This is a genomic window from Marinobacter salexigens (assembly GCF_002806945.1).
Lineage (GTDB): Bacteria > Pseudomonadota > Gammaproteobacteria > Pseudomonadales > Oleiphilaceae > Marinobacter > Marinobacter salexigens.
The window spans coordinates 877132-900666 of sequence record NZ_NIHC01000001.1; the positions used below are offsets into that span (position 1 = coordinate 877132).

At 55.0% G+C, this 23535-nt stretch carries 19 protein-coding genes; 6 read left to right on the top strand and 13 right to left on the bottom strand.

Annotation, left to right across the window (positions count from 1 at the left end):
• Positions 1-15 precede the first annotated feature (15 nt).
• From CDH47_RS04120 to CDH47_RS04150, 7 genes are all read right to left on the bottom strand, one after another.
• Positions 16-285 (bottom strand): K+/H+ antiporter subunit F, encoded by a 270-nt coding sequence (locus tag CDH47_RS04120; protein WP_100638536.1) that lies wholly within the window; start codon positions 283-285, stop codon positions 16-18.
• The gene (locus CDH47_RS04125) at positions 282-770 is read right to left on the bottom strand and encodes a Na+/H+ antiporter subunit E (protein WP_100638537.1); all 489 of its coding nucleotides are present in this window, start codon (positions 768-770) and stop codon (positions 282-284) included. The genes CDH47_RS04120 and CDH47_RS04125 overlap by 4 nt, the downstream gene beginning before the upstream one ends.
• Complete coding sequence (locus tag CDH47_RS04130; protein ID WP_100638538.1) at positions 770-2308, bottom strand: monovalent cation/H+ antiporter subunit D; 1539 nt, start codon at positions 2306-2308, stop codon at positions 770-772. Before CDH47_RS04130 ends, CDH47_RS04125 begins: the two co-directional genes overlap by 1 nt.
• The gene (locus tag CDH47_RS04135; RefSeq protein WP_100638539.1) at positions 2305-2673 is read right to left on the bottom strand and encodes a Na+/H+ antiporter subunit C; all 369 of its coding nucleotides are present in this window, start codon (positions 2671-2673) and stop codon (positions 2305-2307) included. Before CDH47_RS04135 ends, CDH47_RS04130 begins: the two co-directional genes overlap by 4 nt.
• Entirely contained in the window at positions 2673-5474 is a 2802-nt protein-coding gene (locus tag CDH47_RS04140) for a monovalent cation/H+ antiporter subunit A (RefSeq protein WP_100638540.1), read from the bottom strand. Before CDH47_RS04140 ends, CDH47_RS04135 begins: the two co-directional genes overlap by 1 nt.
• 395 nt (positions 5475-5869) lie before the next feature.
• Positions 5870-6034, bottom strand: a complete 165-nt coding sequence (locus CDH47_RS17570) for a hypothetical protein (protein ID WP_193601551.1) — start codon at positions 6032-6034, stop codon at positions 5870-5872.
• Between the two features lie 106 nt (positions 6035-6140).
• On the bottom strand, positions 6141-7139 hold the full coding sequence (locus CDH47_RS04150) for a GlxA family transcriptional regulator (RefSeq protein ID WP_100638764.1): 999 nt from the start codon (positions 7137-7139) through the stop codon (positions 6141-6143).
• A 350-nt stretch (positions 7140-7489) separates the two neighbouring features.
• On the opposite strand from CDH47_RS04150, the gene CDH47_RS04155 reads away from it, so the two are divergent.
• Entirely contained in the window at positions 7490-9292 is a 1803-nt protein-coding gene (locus CDH47_RS04155; protein ID WP_100638542.1) for an acyl-CoA dehydrogenase, read from the top strand.
• Positions 9293-9562: 270 nt separating this feature from the next.
• Positions 9563-10342, top strand: a complete 780-nt coding sequence (locus tag CDH47_RS04160; protein ID WP_100638543.1) for a crotonase/enoyl-CoA hydratase family protein — start codon at positions 9563-9565, stop codon at positions 10340-10342.
• Positions 10343-10605: 263 nt separating this feature from the next.
• Here the strand turns inward: CDH47_RS04160 and CDH47_RS04165 are convergent, their stop codons facing one another.
• Complete coding sequence (locus CDH47_RS04165; protein ID WP_239985560.1) at positions 10606-11922, bottom strand: alkane 1-monooxygenase; 1317 nt, start codon at positions 11920-11922, stop codon at positions 10606-10608.
• 259 nt (positions 11923-12181) lie between these two features.
• On the opposite strand from CDH47_RS04165, the gene CDH47_RS04170 reads away from it, so the two are divergent.
• The 4 genes from CDH47_RS04170 (at position 12182) to CDH47_RS04185 (ending at position 16994) form a co-directional block, all read left to right on the top strand.
• The gene (locus CDH47_RS04170; protein ID WP_100638544.1) at positions 12182-12475 is read left to right on the top strand and encodes a hypothetical protein; all 294 of its coding nucleotides are present in this window, start codon (positions 12182-12184) and stop codon (positions 12473-12475) included.
• A gap of 194 nt (positions 12476-12669) precedes the next feature.
• Positions 12670-14706 (top strand): PhoX family protein, encoded by a 2037-nt coding sequence (locus CDH47_RS04175; protein ID WP_100638545.1) that lies wholly within the window; start codon positions 12670-12672, stop codon positions 14704-14706.
• 211 nt (positions 14707-14917) lie between these two features.
• Complete coding sequence (locus CDH47_RS04180) at positions 14918-16558, top strand: methyl-accepting chemotaxis protein (RefSeq protein WP_100638546.1); 1641 nt, start codon at positions 14918-14920, stop codon at positions 16556-16558.
• 70 nt (positions 16559-16628) lie between these two features.
• Positions 16629-16994, top strand: a complete 366-nt coding sequence (locus CDH47_RS04185) for a DUF4870 family protein (protein ID WP_100638547.1) — start codon at positions 16629-16631, stop codon at positions 16992-16994.
• A gap of 35 nt (positions 16995-17029) precedes the next feature.
• Here CDH47_RS04185 and CDH47_RS04190 read toward each other — a convergent pair whose 3' ends face one another.
• The 5 genes from CDH47_RS04190 to CDH47_RS04210 all read right to left on the bottom strand — a co-directional run bounded on the left by CDH47_RS04190 (position 17030) and on the right by CDH47_RS04210 (position 23357).
• A complete protein-coding gene (locus CDH47_RS04190) occupies positions 17030-18331 on the bottom strand; it encodes an MFS transporter (RefSeq protein ID WP_100638766.1) in 1302 nt (433 codons plus the stop codon).
• Positions 18332-18484: 153 nt separating this feature from the next.
• On the bottom strand, positions 18485-19585 hold the full coding sequence (locus CDH47_RS04195) for a DUF1513 domain-containing protein (RefSeq protein ID WP_100638548.1): 1101 nt from the start codon (positions 19583-19585) through the stop codon (positions 18485-18487).
• 10 nt (positions 19586-19595) lie between these two features.
• Positions 19596-20645: an imelysin family protein gene (locus CDH47_RS04200; protein WP_239985561.1), complete on the bottom strand. Its 1050-nt coding sequence runs from the start codon at positions 20643-20645 to the stop codon at positions 19596-19598.
• Positions 20646-20656: 11 nt separating this feature from the next.
• Positions 20657-22054, bottom strand: coding sequence for a di-heme oxidoreductase family protein (locus CDH47_RS04205; RefSeq protein WP_100638767.1), 1398 nt, complete (start codon positions 22052-22054; stop codon positions 20657-20659).
• A gap of 16 nt (positions 22055-22070) precedes the next feature.
• Positions 22071-23357: an imelysin family protein gene (locus tag CDH47_RS04210; protein WP_100638768.1), complete on the bottom strand. Its 1287-nt coding sequence runs from the start codon at positions 23355-23357 to the stop codon at positions 22071-22073.
• Positions 23358-23535: the final 178 nt, after the last annotated feature.

Below are 23535 nucleotides of genomic sequence, written 5' to 3' on the forward strand. Positions count from 1 at the left end.
ACTTATCTCCGATTGTTACTCAATAACGCTGCCGCGCTTCAGGTATTTGGCCATAGCCACAGTGCTGACAAAGCCCATAACGGCAATCAACAAAGCAGATTCCAGGTACATGCGCGTTCCCAGCGTAATACCCAGCAGGATAATCAGTGCAATGGCATTAATATAAAGCGTATCAATCGCCAGAACACGGTCTGGCTCATCTGGCCCCACGATCAAGCGATACACGTTGAGCAGAGCAGCCAGGGTTACCATGGCAATGGTGAGGTACAGAGCAATGGTAATCATCGGAACATCTCCATCAGCGGCTTTTCGTAGCTGTTGTAAATGGCGTCAATAACGTCCTGGTCGCTGGTCGCGTCCAGCGCGTGGATTAACAGGCTCTTGTTGTCATCGCTAACATCTGCGCTGACGGTTCCGGGTGTGAGCGATATGGTGCTCGCCAGGATTGAAATCGCCAAAGGATGATCCAGCGTTAGCGGATAATTGACGAACGCAGGGCGCGGCGTGCGTGGGCTGAGAATCAGCCAAGCCACAGAAAAACTGGCTATCACGATATCCTTCAGCACTCGCAGTATATAGCCAGGCATGCGCCAGGACTTCACGAAGGCAGGGCGCTCAGGCCAGAAACCGTGAGTTATCTGGGGAATCAGCCAGGCCAGAATCAAACCCAGCACAACACTGCCACCGGATACGCCATCGCTAAGTATCTGCCAGGTAACGAAAAGAATCAGGCTCAGCCAGGGTTGCGGAAAACTCAGGCGATCAAACATCAATTTACCTCCCCGACCAGTGGGTTCTGCGGAACGTGCACAGGCGTTTGCAGAATATTGATATAACCGCGGTTGTCGTAAAGCTGTTCAGCAGTGGCGCGGGTATAGTCGCTTAGGGGGCCGGCCAAAATAACGATGAGTAAGGTCAGGCAGGTCAGAATACCCGTGGATATTGCAACTCTGTTGTTCAGGGGTTCCGGAGTTTCCAGGTGACCGTCCACGTTCCACCAGAAAACGATGCTGCCGGCCCGGCTGTAGGCAATGAGCGTGAAGAAACCGCCAGCCAGCAGAACGCCCCAGAGCCAAGCCATTTGAGTTCCGGGCTCAACTGCTTTTAAAATCAGTAGCTTACCGAAAAATCCACCCAAAGGAGGTAGGCCAGCAGCAGCTACAGCACCAATTAGAAACAGCACGCTCAGGAATGTCCTGTGGCGCATTTGGGGTGCAGTTACTATGCTGTCAGCTGCTGTGCCACGCTGGCTCGCGACCAGCTCGGAAACCAGAAACAGGGCAGCAACCGTCCAGGTGGTGCTGACCAGATAGAATAGTGCGGCAGACAAGCCAGCTTCAGAGCCGAGCGCGATAGGAGCAAGCAGTGTGCCCACGGAAATAATGACCTGCCAGGCTACCAGTGTTTTCAGGTTATCAGCGCCCAGCGCCCCGATAACGCCCATGCTCAGCGTGACCAATGCCAGAGGGAAGAGCCAGTCCATTCCAAGGTTGGCCAGCTCACCTGCGCCCTCACCAAAGATCAGGGGGTAGATTCTCACAATGGCATAGATGCCCACCTTGGTCATAACTGCAAAAAGAGCAGCGACAGGAGCGGTAGCTCTGGCATAGGCCTTTGGTAGCCAGAAGCACAGCGGCAGAATGGCGGCTTTGAGTCCAAAAACAACCAATAGCATCATGCCACCGGCTTTTACAAGGTTAAGGTTGTTGCCAGAAACCTGCGGAATTTTTACAGCCAGATCCGCCATGTTCAGGGTTCCGGTAACGCTGTAAATCATGCCTACACTGATCAGGAACAGTGCTGACCCTGCAAGGTTCAGAGTAACGTAGTGCAGCCCCGGCACAGTTCGGGTAGTGCCGCCGCCATGCATGAGCAGGCCATAAGAGGCAATCAGTAGAACTTCAAAAGCAACGAACAGGTTGAACAGGTCGCCGGTCAGAAAAGCGATATTCAGGCCCATTAGCTGAAACAGGAACAGGGTATGAAACTGCCTGTTGCCCTCATCCGCACCGCCACTGGCGTAGATGTGACAGAACAGGCCGAGTACAGCTGTTAATACGAGCATCAGAGCAGCCAGCCGGTCGAGCACCAGCACAATGCCAAAAGGAGGCTGCCAGTTGCCAAAGGCATAGGCGCGGTAGCTGCCATCGCTGGCAAGTGCCAACAGTACAACTGCGGATACCAGCATCAGCACTGTGGTAGCGATTGCCAGAGTGCGGCGCAGGCTGATAGGAGCGTAACCCATGAACACCTGCAAAATACCGCCGAGCAGTGGAATCAGAATGGGAGCAATTAGCCAGTGAGTCATTTGCTGGATGCCTCCTGTTCCTGTTTTGACTCCGGCAGGATTTCCTCGCGCGGGCCATCCACATGGTCATTTTCATTGTCGGCCAGGTTGCGCAGAGACAGAACAACCAGAAATGCGGTCATGGCAAAACCTATCACGATAGCTGTCAGTACCAGCGCTTGGGGCAGTGGGTCGGAATAGCTTGTTGTCGTTCCGATAACCGGCTGCTGGCCTGTAGCGAGGCGCCCGGAGGCAAACAGGAAAAGGTTCACACCGTAGGAAAGCAGAGTGAGCCCCATGATCACAGGGAAGGTGCGAGCACGCAGTAATAGATAAACTCCAGAAGCGGTCAAAGCGCCAATAACCAATGCAAATAGTAGCTCCATTACACTCCCTCCCCTTTGCTTTTGATGGCCGAATGAGGCGACAGTCGGCCAATGCTTACCAGTGCCAGCAAGGTTGCGCCAATTACTGCCAGGTACACCCCTAAGTCAAACACCAGAGCCGAGGCAACCTCGAATTTGCCCACAAAGGGCCAGGTGATGTAACCAAATGCAGTTGTCAGGAAGGGGTAGCCATAGGCCAGGCTACCGGCTCCGGCGATGGTTGCAAACAGTAAACCGAGGCCAATAACGTTGTGGTACCGGAGCGGGATGCGATCCTGAGTCCAAACCATACCACTGGCGATGTACTGAAGAATCAGTGCCACAGAAGTAATTAAACCAGCAATAAATCCGCCTCCCGGCAAGTTATGCCCGCGCAGGAAAATATACGCAGATACCATAAGCGCCAGCGGCAGCATAGGCCGAGCAACTTGCCGCAGCATCAGCGGGTAGTTGTCCCGTGTCCAGGCATGGCCCAGGCCGTCTCCCGGCGGAGGTGTCAGTGCGGTGTCTTTGAGCATGGCGTAGATGCCAAGCGCTGCAATGGCCAGTACTGTTATCTCACCCAGAGTATCGAAGCCACGGAAGTCGACCAGGATTACGTTAACCACGTTGGTTCCGCCACCGCCTGGCTTGCTGTTTTCCAGGAAAAACTCGGAAATGGAGCTGAACGGCTGGGTTAGCATGGCCAGAGTAATCAGCGTCATGCCGACTCCCACAGCGAGAGCAATCAGCAAATCGCGGGAGCGACGGCCTTTCGAGCTTTCCACGGGGGTCCAGGAGGGCATGTAGTAAAGCGCCAGCATCAGCAGGACGATGGTAACAACTTCCACTGATAGCTGAGTCATGGCCAGATCCGGCGCAGAAAAACGGGCAAAAGCCAGCGCTACAATCAGGCCAACAACGCTCAAAAGCACCAGCGCGTAAAAGCGCTCCCGGTGCCAGCGCGCGGTGGCCAGAGCAGAGATAATGAGCACGCCAGCAGCAATGCCTGTTGGCCAATCCACAGCACTGAGCCCGTTCTCACCAATATACAGGCCATTCTCCGCAAGCGGCATGACCGCTACCGCAATAACGCTGATCACCAGAAGCATGGCGTAGCGCTGCAAAGAACCGTTTTCGAGCCACCCTGTAAAGCGGTGAGCCATGTCTTCGATCTTTGACACCCCAAACTCGAATACAGCCTTGCCATCCACTTCCCGGAGTTGCGCATGGAAATCGAAAAAGCGCTGGCGTTGTGTGTACATCAGCAGGCCACCGAAGAAGGCCAGGAAACTCATCAACAGTGGCAGATTAAAGCCATGCAGGATCGCCAGTTGATAATCCGGTACTTCTCCACCAAGGGTGGCAGACGCGGCAGAATACAGCAGTGGCCCTACAGAGATGGTTGGAAACACGCCCACCATGATGCAGGCGAAGACAAGAATCTCCACCGGAAACTTCATGTAACGGGGAGGTTCATGGGGGGGGAATTTGGGTAGATCGACCGGCTTGCCATTGAAGAATACGTCATGAACGAACCGGGCCGAATAGGCAACCGCAAATATGCCCGCGAGCGTTGCAACAATGGGAGGAATCCAGGCCCAAAGACCGGGAAGATTGAGCTGCAAGGATTCGGCAAAGAACATTTCCTTACTGAGAAAGCCGTTCAGCAAAGGAACGCCTGCCATTGAAGAGGCAGCAACCATGGCCAGGGTTGCGGTGTGAGGCATATAGCGCCAGAGCCCGTTGATGCGCCGCATATCGCGGGTGCCAGTTTCATGGTCAATGATACCTGCGGCCATGAACAGTGAAGCCTTGAAGGTAGCATGGTTGATTACGTGGAATATCGCTGCAACGGCGGCCAGTTGGGTGCCCATGCCCAACAGAAGGGTTATAAGGCCCAGGTGGCTTACGGTTGAATAGGCAAGCAGCCCTTTCAGATCGTGTTTGAACATGGCGATATACGCGCCAAGAAGCAGGGTGGCCATGCCGGTGAAACTGACCATGTAGAACCACTGTTCGGTGCCCGCCAACGCTGGATACAAACGCGCCATAAGAAAGATTCCCGCTTTTACCATGGTAGCTGAGTGCAGGTAAGCGGAAATCGGCGTGGGGGCCTGCATGGCATGGGGAAGCCAGAAATGAAAAGGAAACTGGGCGGATTTTGTAAAGGCGCCGAGCAGAATCAGAGTCAATGCAACCGGGTACAAAGCGTGGGCTTTGATTTGATCACCGGCTGCGAGCACGTCATCCAGCTCAAAACTGCCAACAATATTGCCGATGAGCAGTATGCCGGCCATCAGCGCCAGGCCGCCGCCGCCAGTTATCGCGAGTGCCATCCGGGCGCCGCGCCGGGCGTCCTGTTTATGAGTCCAGAAGCTGATCAGCAGGAAGGAGGTCAGGCTGGTAAGTTCCCAGAAAATGAGCATCAACAGCAGGTTGCCGGAAAGCACAATGCCTAGCATGGAGCCTTTGAAGCATAGAAGCAGAGAGTAGAACTTGGCTACATTCTCCTTGGCGCTCAAATAGTAGTGGGAGTAAACAATAACCAGAAGGCCAATGACCAGTATCAGCAGGGCAAACAGAAGTGCCAGGCCATCCAGGCGAAAACTGAAAGAGATCCCGAGTGCAGGCAGCCACTCGTAGGCGTGCAGCACAGTGCCGCCTGCAGAGAGAACAGACCAGTGTGGAAACAGCGCTGCCAGCGCAATCAGTGCAGGTACAGATGAGGCTATTGCGATGGCCGTTCGCCCGCCCTGGGCAAACAGAGGCGCTGCTATGGCCCCCAGAAATGGCAGTAATACAACTAGCGGTAGCGACATCGCAGCCTCGTTAGCGGTTTTCTTTTTCTATGAATGAAGATGGTTTATGAGCTTGAGTCTAGTCCCCGTCGGCCACCCTGCACAGGTCGCTTGAAAGCGATGTGATTGGGCAGCGGGAGTCGGATCAGCGAAAGACTGGTGGATCCGGGAAGTAGGGTAAACGCCCACGATGCCGAGCGATGTCAGCGGTAAGGGGGGGACGATTGATCTGCTTGCAGCCGACGGACCTTGCGGTCATGGTTGCTCCGTTAGTAAAACCTGGCCATTGATAATACGTGCCCGGGCTCGCAGGTCAAGTCGACTTGTGATCGATCAATTGCAGTTTGGATGCCCGGAAGTGACGCGGAGGGGCACAGTCTAACCCGGTTATGCAGGCCTTTTAGGTCACTGTGCAGTTACTTTGCCAGTTTTAACGCGTTGGAAATGGCCTCTGCTTCGGCCTCCAGCACCATGCTGCGCAGGTTGTTGCCCTGTTGGTTGGCCTGCTCAATCTGTTCAAGCTTCATGGTGTACAACCTGTTGAGAACCTCAACCTGGGCTTGTTGAGCTTGTGCGTTCATGGCATGTTTCTCCCACATCACACGTGTCAGTATACTTTACGGAAACATCCGGCTAGTGGTCTTCATGGTACTTTAGATGCATAACTTGGGCCAACCAGCCGGTATCTTAGCGGCCAAACCGTGACCTGTAGGCGCCAGGGGCCAACCCGGTTTGCTTGCGAAACAGACGGCTGAACGAGCTGACGTCCTCGTAACCCACTAGCCGGGTAACGTCCTCCACGGGCAGGCGCGAGTTTTCCAGGTGGCGGCGCGCGGCTTCTATTCGTATGGATTGCAGGTAGCTTTTGGGCGTTTCGCTGGTGGCCACTTTGAATCGCCGCATCAGCGATCGAGTAGTTAGGCCACTCAAAGCGGCAAGAGAATGCAGATTAATCTCCTCTTTGTAGTTTTCCTCCAACCAATTTTGCAGTTTCAGGATTGCCGGGTCTGAGTGATATCGCTTCGCTTGAAGCGCGCTATAGGGTGCCTGGCTATTGCGCCCGGCATCGATAACAAACGCCTTCGCCAATTCACGGGCAACCTGGGCCCCGGCGCGGCGCTCTATAAGATGCACACCCAAATCCCACCAAGCCATGCCGCCTCCGGCACAGGCGATATGGCCATCGACTGTGACCAGCTTTTCAGGATTCAGTTTTACTTGCGGGTAGCTCTGGCGAAACCTGTCGCTGAAACCCCAGTGGGTGGTGGCTTCTTTATTGTTCAACAGCCCCGCCTCAGCCAGAAGAAACGCTCCGGTGCAGTTGCTCGCCAGTTGAACTTGCCCGGTGGTGTTTTTACCTGGCGCACTGAACTGACTAAGCCAGGTAACCAGATCCGGATTAGAAGCCAACACTTGATCAATCGGTGCTCCGATAGTCGGCACAATCACCAGATCGGCGCTATCCCTATCCAGCTCCTCCCAGCTCTCATCTGAAACCAGGGTTATGCCGTTAATGCACCGGCAGTGGTCGCCATTACGCGTGAGTAGGCGCGTGGTGAAGTGCGGGACTGGTTGCTCACTATGAATTCGCGCCCAGGTAACGCCGGCCAAACGAAACAAATCGATGACACCTGTTATCGCGCTGGCTAAAGCACCATCAAATCCAATAACTGAAACTTTTTGCACAAGATCTCCCAGCCGAGCAACTCTGTCAGGGCGATGGTGGTACCGCTGCTCAGGACTGTCGGCAGCAGGGAAGCTGCCGTCAAGCTTATATGGGTGAAGCAAGCGTTTATGAAGCGTAGCTTCATGCGCAGCTGAACGACAGCAATCTGCGATTGCTGGCCGGACCCCGCAGGGGGATTCACAGCGTGTCCTGAGCAGCGGTACCACCATCGCCCGGGAGTGAAGCTCCGAAGCCAAGTGGCGATATTAGCCATAATTATGTCATAAATGCCGGTTCCCAGAAAAACCCGGTTGTGAGAGCCTGTACACAATAATGAAACACTCCAGCCAATCATCAGGAAGCTGACTAAATGACCGATACCCTGATAGACCGCCGTGATCTGGCGTTCCAGCTCTACGAAGTGCTTGATACCGAAAGCCTGCTCAGCCGTGACCGGTTCAACGAACACAACCGCGATACCTTTGATGCGGTCATCGAAACCGCCGACAAAATGGCCAGAGAGAAGTTCGCCAACCACAACAGCACTGCCGATAAAGACGAGCCAAAATTCGTCAATGGCCAGGTGGAAATGCTGCCGGAAGTGAAAGAAGCCTTCGATGCTTATGCCGAGGCCGGCTTTATTGCAGGGCGTTATGATTACGAATTGGGCGGTATGCAGCTACCTGAAACCGTTATGGCCGCCTGTAACGGCTTCTTCACTGCCGCTAACCCGGGTACAGCAGGTTATCCATTCCTGACCACAGCCGCCGCAAACCTTATCCGCGTGTTTGGCAACGAATCCCAGAAAACCAGCTTCCTGCCCAACATGCTCAGTGGACGTTACAGCGGCACCATGGCCCTGACCGAACCACATGCTGGCTCATCGCTGGCAGATATTCGCACCTCTGCCACGCCAACAGACGAAGGTCATTACCTGATCAAAGGCGCAAAAATCTATATCTCCGGTGGCGAGCAAAGCATCACTGAAAACATCGTTCACATGGTACTCGCCAAAATCAAAGGCGCACCGGTGGGGGTAAAAGGCATTTCCCTGTTCATCGTTCCCAAGTTCCGGGTAGATAGTGAAGGCAATCCCGCCGATCGCAATGGCGTAAGCCTGGCAGGCCTGATTCACAAACTCGGGTACCGTGGCACCACCTCAACGGCGCTCAGTTTTGGAGACGATGCGCCTTGCCACGGCTATCTGGTGGGTGAGCCCCATCAGGGTTTGAAGTACATGTTCCAGATGATGAATGAAGCCAGGGTAGGTGTAGGCTTTGGCGCGGCGGTGATTGGCTATCGTGGCTACATGCACAGCCTGGAATACGCCAAAGACCGGCTGCAGGGCCGCAAGGCATCCGAAAAGAACCCGGAAAGCCCCCAAGTACCGATTATCGAACATGCGGACGTACGCCGCATGCTGCTGGCTCAGAAGGCTTATAGCGAAGGCGCGGTGGCACTATGCTTGTATGGCGCGCGCCTGATGGACGATCAGCACACTCATCCGGATGAACAGAGGCGCACTGAAGCCGGCAAGCTGCTCGACCTGCTTACACCGGTGATCAAAACCTGGCCTTCAGAGCATGGCCCGAAAGCCAACGACCTGGCCATTCAGGTATACGGGGGTGCCGGTTACACCCGTGAGTATCCGGTGGAGCAGTGCTGGCGCGATAACCGCTTGAACCCTATCCATGAGGGCACCACCGGTATTCAGGGTCTGGATTTGCTGGGCCGTAAGATCTGGCAGGATCAAAGCCATGGCTTGCAGTTGCTGATGCAGGAAATGCAGGTGGATCTGGAAGCTGCAACTACCGACCGTTGCCAGCAGTGGGCGCTGTCTTTGAGCGAGACTTTGCAGCAGGCGGTTAAGGTGACTCAAAGCCTGGGCAAGTCTTTGATGAGTGGCGAAGTGGACAAAACCCTCGCTAATGCCTCCTGCTATTTGCACCTGTTCGGTCACATCATTGTAGCCTGGATGTGGTTGCGTCAGGCGAACGCTGCGGCACAAGCGCTGGCTTCTGCTAACAGCGATGACGAGCGTAATTTCTACCAGGGCAAACTGCAGGCCGCTCAGTACTTCTTCCACTGGGAACTGCCGACGGTGGCTCAGGATTTGGTGTTGTTGCGGAATATGGATGACACTTGCTTGAACATGAAGGCTGAGTGGTTCTGATTTTGGAGTAGGCTCAATCGGCGGGCAGCACCTCCCGGGAACCGCCTGCAAGTACCCCTTCGGGGTCCGGCCAGCAATCACAGATTGCTGTCGCTCGGCTGTCGCATGAAGCTTCGCTTCATAAGCGCTCGGCCTCGCCCATGTAGGGCTTGGCGTTGGCCATCCATGGCCAACGACATTCCCGGGAGGTGCCGCCCGCCGCTTGCGCTCAAGCTCAGGAGATGGCTCTCAAACGTTAAAAACAACAGCTGTTTACTAAAGGTGTCACCAATGTCACTGGTTAAGGTAACGAAGCAGGATCACATCTTACTCATAGGGCTGAACCGCCCCGAAAAAATGAACGCTATGAACCGGGCCATGTACCACGAAATCGCAGCGGCTTATTACCAGCTGGAGCACGATGACGATTTGCGTGTGGGGCTGATGCATGCAGAAGGGGACCACTTCACCAGTGGCCTGCAGTTGGATGACTGGGCTGGCGTGTTTTCAAACGGTGAGGGAATAGAGCCGGCTGAAGGGGAGTTGGACCCGTTTCATATCACCGGCGACGGCCTCAGCAAACCGGTGGTGTTCGCAGCTCAGGGCATTTGTTTTACCTGTGGTGTTGAGATGATGCTGAACACAGACGTTCGCGTAGCAGCAAAAGGCACCCGCTTTGCCCAGCTGGAAGTTAAACGCGGCATCTACGCCTGCGGAGGTGCCACTATCCGCCTGCAACGGGAAATAGGTTGGGGCAATGCCCAGCGTTATTTGTTAACAGGTGATGAATGGACTGCCGAACAAGCCTACGAGTGGGGCTTGATTCAGGAATTGGTTGAGCCGGGAGAACAGTTCAACGTTGCTCTGGAAATCGCTGAGAAGATTGCCAATGCCGCACCCCTTGGTGTGCGAGGTAGCCTGAAATCGTCCAAAATCGCGGTCAGCGAAGGTCAGGAAGCCGCAAAACAGCGTTTGTTCCCGGATCTGCAGCCAGTGATGGCTAGTGAAGATGTAAAGGAAGGCATTCAGTCCTTCCTTGAAAGACGAAACGCAGTGTTCAAAGGAAAGTAAGGCTGGCGCTGCCAAATCCGAAGCGGCTGGTGGGGCAAGACTCCCGAAACTGTCGGCAGCAAGGATGCTGCCGTCAAGCGTACAGGGGTGAGGCAAGCGTTTATGAAGCGCAGCTTCATGCGCAGCTGAACGACAGCAATCTGCGATTGCTGGCCGGGCCCCGCAGGGGTATTCACAGCGTGTTTCGGGAGTCTTGCCCCACCGGGCGCCAGCACCCAAGCAAGAGCACCAGCAGATTCCAAGCTCCCAGCCATCAGTGTTCGTCAGGCAGCCTTCTCCGAAGCCGAACCCGCTTCTTCCTCCCGACGAGCCGCAGCCTTGGCAGCCACCTCAGCCGCGTAATCCGCATACCTGGCCATCAACTCCGCCTTACGATCCGGATCCCAGTTGATCTTGCTCAGATCGCCCTCGTAGTGATCAATCACCCGCTTGTCCATGGTCTCGTACCACCACTGAGGCACATAAGCTGGCGCCAGCATGGACGCATAACCACCGGGTAACTGCGGGGCCTTCTCAAAGTGGCGCAACGCCTGATAACTGCGCTGTGGATGAGCATGGTGATCAGAATGGCGCTGCAGCTGATACAAAAACAGATTCGTCACAATATGATTACTGTTCCAACTATGCTCTGGTTGCGTACGCTCATATTTTCCGTTTTTGTCTTTCTGGCGCAGCAGTCCGTAGTGCTCAATGTAATTCACACTTTCCAGCAGGCTGGCACCGTAAGCCGCCTGGGCGGCAAGGAAAGGAACTGCCCGCGGCCCACAAATCAAAGTCGTCGCTCCGAAAAAACCTGCACTCATGACCCAGCCCTGGAGAAGCTCATTATCCAAACTCCAGAACCCCTTGCCCTTTCGAGCCAGCCGCTCCTTCTCGATTTTCACCGCAGACTTCATACCGCCAATCACAGTACGGGGTAAGAACTTCCAGAAACTCTCCCCCATACGGCTGCTAGCAGGGTCTTCGGGGGTTGCTACGCGCTTGTGGTGGCCAAAGTTGTGCTCAACCACAAAGTGGGTGTAGCCCGTGGGGGCCAACGCCGCCATGGCCAGCAGTTTGTTTAGCTTGTTCGATTTGTGGCCAAGCTCATGAGCCGTGTTAATGCCAACGCCATTGATGGCGCCAACGGACAGCGTCAGGCCGATCTTGTCTTCAATAGGGGTTTTCTTGCGACTGGCAAGCCATGCGCCCATTACCGTCAGTGCGTATTGGCCAGGAATGAAGGCCTTAACAATGCGGTTGTAATACTTGTCTTGCTCCAGGGAACTGACCGCCGACTCGGGCGGGTTGCTCTGGTCCTCACCAATGGCACGATCCAGCGCGGGAATGACGCCATGCACCAACACCGGTCCCGTCCATGCCAGAAATTTAAGCTTTTTAGGTGCTATTGCATAACCGGTCAGCGCTGCCAGGCCAATACCCGGCAAAGCGGGGCCTAATAACCAGAGGTAGCGCTTTGGGTCTTTCCATTTTCCAGCAGCTGGGGGCTTTGTAGGGTTTTCTGTCTGCTTTTTTGCTGTTTGCGAATCCAGGGTGTCATTAGGCGTGTCATGAAGAGCGTCATGGGTTTTGGCATTCATGGTGTTTCTCCGTTGCGGTGCGCGTTCTTTAAATCTATGTCGGACAATCTTGCAATGCAACAGGTTGGCTTAGTGTAAGCGAGGTTGGCCTGGAATGATAGGTGGTATGGGCTGGCGGGCCGTTAAGCCAGCATCGGATTTTTCAGTTGGTGTGAGGGCGGTTGGTTTAACAAAGAGTAATCAGCAGGTAATTGTGTGGTGCCGGCCATGGCCGTACTCTGTGCGGTGTTACAAATGTTTACCGACGGAGGGATATGTTATGAATAAATTTACTCTCAGTGCTCTTCTCATGTTTTTGACTTTAGGGCTCGCTGCTTGTAGCTCCGATGACAATGAAGGAGCTGATTTTGAAAGGGCCGCAGACAACGCTGAAGAAATGATGGATGACGCGAGCAATTCCGTGGAAGAGACCTATGAAGAAGCCACTGGTCAGGATGAAGGCGTAATCGGCGAAATGAAGGAAGGTGCCGAGAATGTTGGCGACGAAATGGGCGAAGCCGCTGAAGAAGCAGGCGATGCCATGGAAGAAGGTTATGACGACATGACGAAGTAATCGTGTCCTGGCCCTGGCGCGCAGTACTTGCGCCGGAGTGCTCCGCCTGATTTCATCAAAACCGTTAATCTTTGTCAGAAAAGATTAACGGTTTTGTCGTTTTACTGTCTCCGTATTGTCATCTGCTCCGTCGACACTGTGTTCTCAACAACACCCACTTATTGTTTATCGAGAGAGACCAGGAGAGACAAAGCATGGCGAAGCACGACCTTGATCCCGATTATCTGGATCCTGACTACGAACCCGTTGTAAACCATTCTGGCAACAGGGCGTTTCAAGACGTACTGGCTGCACGCATGCAGCGGCGCACCCTGATGAAAGGTGGGGTTGGCGCGGCTCTGGCCAGTATTATGGGTTTCGGGATTGCGGGTTGTGGAAGTGACAGTGATAGCGATGACAAAAGCAATGGCGGCAATGGAAATGCTGGTTTGGGCGAGGGCAGTGCAACAGAGCTTGGGTTCGCGGCAATAGCCGTTTCAACCGCAAACAAAGTGGTGGTACCTGCTGGATACTCCACCAAGGCCTTTTTGCCTTGGGGAACACCAATCACCGGTTCCTACCCGGCATTTCGGGCAGACGCTTCCAACTCCGGGGCGGATCAGGAGCAGCAGGTAGGCATGCACCACGATGGCATGCACTTTTTCCCGATTGATTTTAAGGCCGGCGGTAGCTCGTCAGATGAAGGGCTGTTGGTGATGAACCATGAGTACATCAACCAGGCAGCGCTTCACCCGGACGGCCCCACCTATACTGCCAGTGGAATGCGTCCTGCCGACGAAGTGCGCAAGGAAGTAGCTGCCCATGGCGTATCTGTGGTGCATATCAAAAAAGACAGTACCGGTAATTGGGATATAGTATTCGGAAGCCCCTTCAACCGTCGGGTTACGGGCAACACAGAGATGGATATTCGTGGTCCCCTGCGCGGCTATCAAAAGCTTTCGACCCGCTTCAGCAAGGGTGGCACCCGAACCCGGGGCACGTTGAACAACTGCTCCATGGGGCCAACTCCTTGGGGAACCTATCTGGCTGCAGAGGAAAACTGGCACGGGTATTTCGCCAATAGTTCAGGTGCCAGACCGCGCGAGCAGACTCGTCATGGCGTTGGTGGTGCGAGCCGTTACGATTGGGAGCTTGCCGAAGGCGGAGATGATCAGTACGTGCGCTTCAACATTACCCCCACGGCTCAAAGCGCTGAAGACGATTATCGCAACGAAGCCAATACCTACGGCTACATGGTTGAAATTGACCCGTTTACGCCGGAGAGCAAGCCCCAGAAGCGCACCGCCCTTGGCCGTTTTGGCCACGAAGGGGTGATCTTTGCACCGGTGGAAGAAGGCAAGCCGGTTGTGTGTTATTCCGGAGACGATTCCCGCTTTGAGTACATCTACAAGTTTGTATCCGCGCGGCCATACTACGCAGCAACCGCCAGTGGCTATTTGCTGGATGAAGGCACCCTGTACGTTGCCCGGTATAACGAGGATGGCTCCGGCGACTGGCTGCCGCTGTCGCTTGATGACCCTGGCTTTGCGGCCAGTGTAGAGGCAGCCCGGGGCACAGTGGTGGGTAACCTGGAGTTTGATGGTTTTGAAAATCAGGCGGATGTGCTCCTGAATACCCGTCTGGCTGCAGACATTGCCGGCGCAACGCCAATGGATCGCCCGGAATGGGGAGCGGTAGACCCGAATTCAGGCGAGGTTTATTTTACCCTGACCAATAACTCCCGGCGCACCGAGGAGCAGGTAAACGCTGCAAACCCCAGGGCAGAAAACCGCACGGGTCATATCATTCGCTGGAGCGAAAGCGGCGATGACTTTGCAGCAACAGGGTTCCAGTGGGATATTTTTGTGTTGGCAGGAGAACAGGGCACAGAAACGGTTGTGGATGGAGAGGTGGTTGTATCGCTGACCGACGACAACATCTTCAACAGCCCGGATGGCTTGTGGTTTGACTACAATGGCCGCCTCTGGATTCAGACCGATGGTTCTGATGCGCCTCCGTACCAGAACAATATGATGCTTGCGGCTAATCCCGAAACCCGTGATATTCGCCGTTTCTTCGTAGGGCCCCAGGGGTGCGAGGTGACCGGAGTTGTAACCACGCCGGATGTTAAAACCATGTTTGTTAACATCCAGCACCCGGCCAGGGACTGGCCCTTTGGCAACGAGGGGGATCACCCGCGGGACGCAACAGTCATCGTGACCCGGGATGATGGGGGTGTGATCGGCGCCTGAATGGTTAGTTAGCGCTCTGTAAAACCGGAAACCTGATCGCCTGAGTAGATGGGCACATCGGGTTTTCGGTTTTTGAGTTTAAGAAACACCGATTTTGGTCGATAAGTTAATCAACGAAAGTATGAGTTATTAATCTACTTCAATTATTTAATCTCTAAAGTGGCCGGATAACTGTGTACCTACCAGAAACAATAATAACCAAGGGGTGTTTATGGGGTTGCTTGACCGTACAACGATATTTTGGGGATGCGCAGGCGTCATTGTTCTTGCGATTGCCAGTATCCTGGTGGCACCTTTGTTAGGTTTGGATCCTGCCTCCCTTTCTGTCGGTCTGCTTATCGGCCTTGTAGCGGCAACCTCCTACCTTGTAGTGAGAGTTCTGGCACCAATGGATCGCGGTTTGGATGGCCTGAACGATGGAACGTTGGATGAAAGTCACCCAGTGAGAGCCCGGTGTAAGCAATTGCTTGCTAATGCTCAAACAGGTAAAGCTTTGACGGAGGCTCTTTCTGGTAGTGCAGATAAAAACGCAATCTCTGCGGCGCAAGTATCCTACGCAGCCGACCAGCTCAAATTACGACTGGATTTGCAGGTGCAGGAAACCGCGCAAATGGCAGATTATGCAGGGCAGATTACTGAGACGGTCAGGGAGTCTTCGCAGCAGGCTACTGAAGCAGCCACAATGGCTCTGCAAAATCGTGAGGCCAGCACCGAAGGGCGCCAGGCGCTCACCAATGCTATTGATAGCATACGCGAGGTACATCAGCAGTCAGGTGAAAACCTGCGTTTGATTCAGGAGCTGAACGACAAGTCCAACAAAATCCAGGGCGTAACCAGCACCATTCAGGGCATTGCGGAACAGACTAACTTGCTGGCACTTAACGCAGCCATTGAAGCGGCTCGTGCAGGCGATCAAGGGCGTGGCTTTGCAGTGGTGGCAGATGAAGTCCGTCAGTTGGCAGGCCGCACCGCTCAAGCTACCGGTGAGGTAGCGGAAACGCTGCAGGAAATCCGTTCCGATACAGCGTTGATTGTCACTCGCATAGAGAATCTTGCTCGCAGTGTTGAAGAAGGGCTGGTGTCTGTAGAAGGGGTTGGCGAGCAGCTAGATCTGATACGCGATCAGTCTGATCGGGTTCAACAGCAGATTGCCCGTATTGCAGAGATAGATCAGAACAACGAGCTCAGCCTGGGTCATGTATTCACGGCCATTGAAACCGTGCGCGATCAGATCACTGAAAGTGACACCAGCGTTGCGTCGCTTGCAGAGCAGGCGGCAACACTGATGGAGCTTGCGGAAGTCGCCAATGCGACGTTTGCGATGAATAGTGATTCCAGCTACCACAGATTCTTCTACGAACAAGCCCGCGCTGGTGCCAGTCAGATTGGTCAGATTTTTGAGCAAGCGATGCGAGATGGTAAGTTGACAGAAAATGCCCTGTTCGACGCGGCGAGAAAAGTGATTTCTGGTACTCAACCTGCCAAGTATTCAAGCAGCTTTGATGCCTTTACCGATCAGTTTTTGCCACAGGTGCAGGAAACTGTGAAGAGTTCCCACCCTGCATTGGTATTTGCGATTGCTGCAGCCCCGGATGGCTATGTGCCTACCCATAACCGGGAGTTTGCTCATGCGCCTACCGGAGATGTGGCCACGGATTTGATGCGTAGCCGCAGCAAGCGATTGTTTAACGACCGCACGGGAATACGCTGCGGCAGTCATACCGAGGACATGCTGCTGCAAACCTACCGGCGCGATACGGGTGAAATCATGCACGATCTTTCTGTACCAGTATATGTTAATGGGCGACACTGGGGTGGCTTCCGGCTTGGATATCGCCCTGATAAACACTGACCCTTTGGGCGGAAAATGGACTCTGCGCCTGTGTTAAGCTTTCTGCTCATTTTGAAAAAGGAGATGTGCCTTGGCTGACCCGGAATATATTCCTGCTGGTGAAGATGAGCTGGCGCGCCGATCTGACCCTGCACGCAATCTTGCAGTGGTTGTTTACATTCTTCAGGGGTTGTCGTTTTTTCTGGGCGGTATCACCGGTTTGGTAGGCGTAATTATTAATTACGTGAAGCTCGATGACGTTCGTAATACCTGGGTGGAACCCCATTTCCGCTGGCAGATCAGAACCTTCTGGTTGGGCTTGTTGTGGACGGTCATTGGTGTAGTAACCAGCTTTATTATTGTCGGATGGTTTATTCTTATGGGCACCGCCATTTGGCTGATCTATCGCATTGTGAAAGGTGCCTTGGCACTGAATGATGGCAAGGCACCTGTTTAAAGCAATTCATGAGAAATTGCGTGGCGACTGGCAGGTCAGCCGCCGGTAACTTCCTTCAGGCGAATGGCACTCAGGGTTCCTGCCAGCCCCATCAAACCGAGCACTACAATCACTGCGGAGTTTGAAATCAGGGACAGCAGTGCGGTTAATCCCCCGGTCGCAAGCAACAAAAATCCGATCACGGTATTGCTCACGGCCGTGTAATCCGTGCGTTTGTTGCCTCCTGCCATATCCACCAGATACGTTTTTCGTCCCAGCCTCACGCCCGCATGGGCAATACTCAAAATAAAGAAGGCCAAGGGGTAAAACCAGCCATTGCCAACGCCCGTGCCGACGAACATGGCGGTGAGGCCAACCGACAAGCACACAGCACTTGCGATTGCCGCACCGCGAATCATCACGCGCCGGCTGGAGGTGTCTGCCATCCAGCCCCAGAAGCTGGCGGATACGGAGCTGGCCAGACTGCTCGCCAGGAGGAACACGCCAAGCATCAAACCCGTATCCGATTCCTTTTGCGCCAAGACCACAAAGTAGGGTGATGCGAGAGCCGAGCACAGCAGCAGTGCTCGGGTAATAACAAAGTTTCGGAAAAGTGCATCATCGCGCAGCAATGACAGGCTTTTGAAGGCTTCCGTGAGGGCGTTGCCACCACCGCCGGTTTCACCTTCGTGCTCTTCTACGCCTGCGAACAATGCTCCGGCAATCACCCAAAGGGCGGCAGCCAACAAAAGCAGGAGGCTATAAAATGCCAAAGTCGGGTCACCTTGATCCCTGAACAAAACAATCGTTAGTAAAACGGTTGCCGTGCCGCCAATAGTGGCTGCCAGGCCCGAGAGCCTGCCCCTGCGGGTTTTCGGAATGCACTTTCCCTGAACATCTTTCATGGCCACGGAGCAGAAGCCCCGTGACAGGGAAAATACAACCAGCGCAGCGACGATGCCGGCACCGGCGGTATAGCCTTCAAGAAACCACACGCAAGCAGCCATAGCCGCAACACTGATTGCCTGGCCAAAGCTGCCAATCGTCCAGAACCATTTACGCACAGGTTTGCGACGAACCCAGGCTGCAATCATCATCTGGGGAACCATGGAGCCGGACTCCCGAATAGGAACCAGCCAGGCCACCAGAGCCGGTGCGCCAATGGCACTCATCAGCCACGCAAGCACGGTTTTCGGGCTGATCAGCAAGTCGCCCAGCTTGGTGAGTACGTTGGCTGTCAGAATCAGGAAAAAATTGCGGGGCACCACGTTGCAAGCTTCCGCAGGGATGTCTTTACACACCCGTGCGTCTTCCTCGTTGGCAATCAGGCTATAGAGCCGGTCGACAGAGCGCTCCAGAGTGCCGGTTGCAGCCTGGGCGCTGTCTTGCGAAGTGGTGTTGTTCTGTGTGGGTGTCTGTTGCTGGGACAAGCCGCCATCCTCCGGGAATTGGATAGCCAAGGATACCAGCAGGATCTACTCCTCTGAACCCCGGAATGCACATCAACGCTTTTACACCAGGTGGTGATCCCACTGAACCGGCATGCTGGCAATCTCTTTTGCTGGCTTGCCCTTGCCTATTCGCACCAGTTTGCCACGGCCTGAGGACACCAGAAAGTCTCCGCCGGCCAGAGCTTCAACGCCAGCGCAATCCGGGATGGCGGCTTTTTCGATAATCGCCCCTGAGCGGCTGTTGAAAATCAGCGCTGTGCCTCCGATGGGCGAGGCAATGGCCACCAAGTCGTTTTCGGGGTGGGCGACTATGCTGGCAATGTAATTGCCCAGCGCCCGGTGAATATCCTCACCCAGGTCGATCTCTTCGTAGTGCCCGTTGCGGTAACGAGCCACAAGCGGCGGCAGCTCATGGGCTGGCCCCTGATATTGATAGGCCGCATAGAGAGTGCCGTCGGGCGCTGCATCCACATGTCGGGTGCTTAGCTGATGGTGGGATGGCTGGAATCGGCCAAGAATCTCGCCGGAGCCCCTGTCCATCATCACCAGCGCAGGTTTCATGGTGGGCAGGTTGAGTTTGATGCGATCGTAATCCGGGTGGGTAAGAATACCGCCCAGCCCGACAATCAATGTTTGGCCGTCCGGGTGCAGCGTGATCTGGTGCGGGCCTATGCCGTTCAGCTCAAAGGTGTTGGCTCGTTGATAACCGCGGTGGCTATCGTACACCGCAATGATCCCTTCCCCGGGTTCGTAGCGGTTCGCCGGGGCATACAGGTATCGACCGTCTGGTGAGAACACCCCATGGCCCACAAAGTGTTCGCCTTCGGCGGCGATAATGCGGTGCAGCCGTTCGCCTGATGTGCTATTGAGCACGTAAAATGCCCAGCCAGGCCGGCGCTCAAAGAACGCGACCTGTGCAGTGCCAGGACGGTTGCAGCCGCTGTGGCAGCGAGTGTTGACCGGTGATTGCCAAAGCATCTTGCCGTCTGGCGCAATCGCGCCCACAGCGAAGCGGTCGCCAGGCAAACCGACGGCACCCGTGTATTGCTGAGGGCTATGGCTGGCGGCTTTGCGGGGCAGTATGCTGCAGCCGGAGAGAGTGAAAGCTGCGCTGCCGGCGAGGGCGGTTTTAATAAGGCTTCGGCGAGTCAGTTCAGGCATGGACCTTTCCTCAGTCTCCGTCGCTGGAATTGAAGCCGCGCACAACCCCAAGTTCAACAGCTGCCCGGTCGTTCACCAGCGAGGTCAGCTGAGTGACGTCGATATACAGGCTTTGCAGCATTTTGTAGGCGTTGTCGTCAGCGAGTAGGGGGGCCATTGGACGGTCGAGTTCCGGGAAGTTGGCCAGTACTTCGTTAAACCCTTGCTCGATCTGCTCGGCCAGCTCGGTTTGCTCCCGGTCGTTGAGAAGTTTAGAGAAAGCTGGCAGGAAGCTTTGTTTGAGCCCTCGAACACTGGCGTCTATGGCGGCAAGACTAGCTTCGCTGCGCCAGGCATCGGCGGCGTAAACCGAGCGCTTGCCATTGCCGCGCAGCCCCATTGGCGTAGCCAAACGCCGCTCCTCAAGTATCTCCAGCCCGGCCATGGCAGATCGGATGGTTGTATCCGTGTACTGATGGCTGCCAAGGTAGTTGCTCTGAAAGCCCTTCCAGTCATTCGCCAACGATTGGCCATTGCCGGCGATATGGCGGGTTACGGCGACCAGTAGTTTACAACTGCGACCGGTTGGCAAAGCTTCTTCGCCATTATTGAATGCCTGGTCGTACAGCAAGTACTCCGCCATTGGAAAACCCTGTACAGCAACGCCGGATTCGCTGACTTTTTCAGGTGTGATCGGCGTATCGCCTTTAAGCAGGTGGGAGGCCTTGCGGGCCACCAGGTTTTTGGGATCTGGCCAGAACTGGAATTGCCAGGCGCGATTCCCCTGTTCTACCGGGCCGAAATCCACAAAACGGACCTGCTGCCAGGCCAGAAATGCTTCCAGCCAAGCCTGTTGCGTTTGCTCAAACCCTTCAGATGACGGGGCTTGGCAGTAGGTCGTTGCCTGAGTTGCCAAAGCTTGGCTTTGTGCCGCCAGATTCTGATAACCCGTGAGAATGTCACTGTGCCATTGCTTGCGGTATTCAGCAGTCGGCGTATCAGTATTGTTGGCATTTGCCGCCATCAGTGGGGAGGCAGCCAGTGATGAGGCGAGGAAAATAGCCAGGGTCAGTCGCGTCATGTAGGGCTCCATCAAAGGGAATTCAGAAAATCGATCAGTGCCTGTCGGTCTTTGGCGCTGAACCCGCTGAAACGCGCCACCGCCGGAGCGGCTTCCCCGCCGTGCCAGAGAATGGCTTCTTCAAGAGTGCGTGCCCGGCCATCATGTAAAAAACCCGCTTGCGGATTAACGGTCTGCGCCAGGCCAATGCCCCAGAGAGGCTGGGTGCGCCACTCGTTGCCATTGGCCAGAAACTCATCCCGGCCGTCGGCGAGGGCAGGGCCCATATCGTGCAGCAGCATGTCGGTATAGGGCCAGATGGTCTGGTTGCTCAGGTCCGGGCGGTCCGGGTCTGTTCCGGTGGTGTGCCTGGGAGTATGGCACCCGGCACATCCGGTTTCGTTAAAGAGCCGTGCGCCCTTTTGCACTGATGGATCTTCCATGTTGCGCCGGGCGGGCACTGCCAGGCTCTTTGCGTAGAAGGTAACAAAGTTTGCGATCTTGTCGCTGACTTCCGGCTGACCACCGTCAGGGAAACGGTCGCATTCCTGTTCTGGCGTGCAGTCGGTGGTTGGCTTAAGGCTGGAGGTTAGTCCCATATCGCCGGCAAACGCACCCATGCTTTGCTGGTGCACATTGGGCTCTGCGGCTTTCCAGCCAAACCGGCCAGGCACTGTCTGCTCGGTTTCAAGATCCCATACCTGATTGAGTTTGCCGGAAATGCCGTCGCCATTTTCATCCTGAGGGTCGGCCAGGGCTTCCAGATCGGCAATCGGGATGGCTTCGAGCAGGCCCATTCCAATCATGGGCGGCGCGACCCGGGGTGAAATCAGAAGATCCTCGGGCAGAGGGCCATAGTTGGGGTTCTCTATGCGATAAACCGGTTCCCTCAGTTCTACCTCGGTACCATCAGCCAGGGTTTTGGTTAGCATGTTCCATGTCAGCACCATATCGGCTTCTGGCTTGGCGGCGGGCAGGGCAGCGGTTTGTAGTTGGCTCCCGTAAACCGGCGCCGGTTTGAATCCGTGGGTCAGAAGAATGTCTGCATCTGTTTCCGGGTCGGCCGGAACAGCCAAGCGCAAAAACAGGGATACGGGTGGTTCATCTATCCCCGGAGGGTGGCCTCGGCCGTCTTTGATATGGCAGCCCTGACAGGAGTTGGTATTGAACAAAGGGCCTAATCCATCCCGTGCCGTGGTGCTGGCCGGCGCTTCAACCCAGGGATTGCGGAAAAAGCTGTTGCCTACGCTGAAATCCAGGCGCTTGGTCATGGAAAGGTTGCCTTGGGGCAGGGAGTAGGCGTTGGTGTCGAACTGCTCAACCGTGCCCTCCCCACCTGTGAGAGGCGTATCCTGCAATGGGAAGCCTGCGTGAGCAGGCAGGCATAAGGCCAGCAGCAACAGCACAGGTGTTTTTTTAATCCCGGTCATTTCTTTTCGCGGATTATCAGAATGCATGGCCAGCGTCATCTGGTGACAAGGCTTCCAGGCCCAGTTGACGAGCGGCTTGTTCAATGGAGCCGGTTTGCTCCACCAATGCCATAATTGCGCCGTTCACTATACTCGCGCCTTTCGCATTACCCGGTGCAATCATCATATCAAAGGGCATGGGGTTCTGGTTTGATTCGGCTTTGGCTTTCATTACGCCCAATGCTTCCATAGAAGCCTCCAGTTGCGCATTCAGCCGAGCGTCCAACTCGGGGTTGGTTTGGGCGACCAAGGCAGATAGCGACGGACCAGATACCAGGCTGCCGTCTACACGGCGGTAGTTGCCGGTATAGACGTTCTGAATGCCCTGGCCATTGTAATAATGCGAGTTGTGGGTGTTATCACTGAAACAGTCGTGCTCGTCTTCGTAGGAGTTGGCTTCAAGAGCCACCTTCATGCGCTCACCAGCTAGTTCGCCTAGCGACAGAGAGCCCATGCCGAACAGCATTTTTTGCACACCTTCGTTGGCATCGGCGGCCATAAGCTGGCTGCGGTAGTTGTCTGAGGCTTCCGGTGCCCATTGAGCAACCATCCATTCAAGGTCTGAAACCAGAAGATCAGTTACTGCATCCAGGTACTCCCCACGACGCCCGCAGTTTCCGTTAGTGCAGTCAGCACCCTTGGCGTAATCGCTTACTGGGCGTTCGCCGCTGCCAGCCTCAAAGCCGTGCAGATCTTGCCCCCAAAGCAGAAATTCAATGGCATGGTAGCCGGTCGCCACGTTTGCTTCTGAACCACCGATCTCATTCAGGTTGGCAAGCAGCTCTGGTGTGAGGTTTTTTACATCCAGAGTTTCGCCGCCCACATTCACGCTTGTGCTGCCAATGATATTGGCGGTTGCGCCCGCATTGCCCAGTTCATACTGGTAGTCGTCGGCCTGCACGTAATCGATCAGCCCTTCATCCAGAGGCCAAGCGTTCAGCTGGCCTTCCCAATCGTCCACAATCGCGTTGCCAAAGCGGAATACTTCTGTTTGCTGATAAGGAACACGAGCAGCCAACCATGCTTCTTTAGCGGCTTGCAAGTTGGCTGCTGTGGGGTTGGCGATCAAACGGTCGGTAGCTTCGTCCAGAGTTTTGGCGGTAATCAATGCATCTTCATAACCGGCATGGGCCAGACTTGCGTAGTGCTCCACAACTGTGGCTTTGGTGGCAGGCTGGGATGCTGCGGATTCTGATTGAGTGCTGGCGCAGCCAGTGCTCAGGACAGCGGCAATAGTGAGCGCAAGAGGGGCTGGACGAAACATGGCTATCATTAATAACTCCGGGATTGCGGGATGGTTAAAGTAATGGGATGCATTATCATTCGCAATTATGTTTTCTGAGGCTGTCAGGTGCAAGCGTTTTTTGCACTGGGTCAATGAGCGCTATGCCGAGGATTCCTTGCGCTGAAGGTGCGCGCTCGGGCTTAATGGATTCTGTTAA

What these genes read in the sequence shown, in the direction of transcription:
- CDH47_RS04210 (WP_100638768.1), bottom strand. Translation starts at nt 23,357, where the DNA reads ATGTTTCGTCCAGCCCCTCTTGCGCTCACTATTGCCGCTGTCCTGAGC.
- CDH47_RS04165 (WP_239985560.1), bottom strand. Translation starts at nt 11,922, where the DNA reads ATGAATGCCAAAACCCATGACGCTCTTCATGACACGCCTAATGACACC.
- CDH47_RS04195 (WP_100638548.1), bottom strand. Translation starts at nt 19,585, where the DNA reads ATGCCTGAACTGACTCGCCGAAGCCTTATTAAAACCGCCCTCGCCGGC.
- CDH47_RS04120 (WP_100638536.1), bottom strand. Translation starts at nt 285, where the DNA reads ATGATTACCATTGCTCTGTACCTCACCATTGCCATGGTAACCCTGGCT.
- CDH47_RS04160 (WP_100638543.1), top strand. Translation starts at nt 9,563, where the DNA reads ATGTCACTGGTTAAGGTAACGAAGCAGGATCACATCTTACTCATAGGG.
- CDH47_RS04180 (WP_100638546.1), top strand. Translation starts at nt 14,918, where the DNA reads ATGGGGTTGCTTGACCGTACAACGATATTTTGGGGATGCGCAGGCGTC.
- CDH47_RS04135 (WP_100638539.1), bottom strand. Translation starts at nt 2,673, where the DNA reads ATGGAGCTACTATTTGCATTGGTTATTGGCGCTTTGACCGCTTCTGGA.
- CDH47_RS04175 (WP_100638545.1), top strand. Translation starts at nt 12,670, where the DNA reads ATGGCGAAGCACGACCTTGATCCCGATTATCTGGATCCTGACTACGAA.
- CDH47_RS04170 (WP_100638544.1), top strand. Translation starts at nt 12,182, where the DNA reads ATGAATAAATTTACTCTCAGTGCTCTTCTCATGTTTTTGACTTTAGGG.
- CDH47_RS04155 (WP_100638542.1), top strand. Translation starts at nt 7,490, where the DNA reads ATGACCGATACCCTGATAGACCGCCGTGATCTGGCGTTCCAGCTCTAC.
- CDH47_RS04200 (WP_239985561.1), bottom strand. Translation starts at nt 20,645, where the DNA reads ATGACGCGACTGACCCTGGCTATTTTCCTCGCCTCATCACTGGCTGCC.
- CDH47_RS17570 (WP_193601551.1), bottom strand. Translation starts at nt 6,034, where the DNA reads ATGAACGCACAAGCTCAACAAGCCCAGGTTGAGGTTCTCAACAGGTTG.
- CDH47_RS04205 (WP_100638767.1), bottom strand. Translation starts at nt 22,054, where the DNA reads ATGACCGGGATTAAAAAAACACCTGTGCTGTTGCTGCTGGCCTTATGC.
- CDH47_RS04125 (WP_100638537.1), bottom strand. Translation starts at nt 770, where the DNA reads ATGTTTGATCGCCTGAGTTTTCCGCAACCCTGGCTGAGCCTGATTCTT.
- CDH47_RS04130 (WP_100638538.1), bottom strand. Translation starts at nt 2,308, where the DNA reads ATGACTCACTGGCTAATTGCTCCCATTCTGATTCCACTGCTCGGCGGT.
- CDH47_RS04140 (WP_100638540.1), bottom strand. Translation starts at nt 5,474, where the DNA reads ATGTCGCTACCGCTAGTTGTATTACTGCCATTTCTGGGGGCCATAGCA.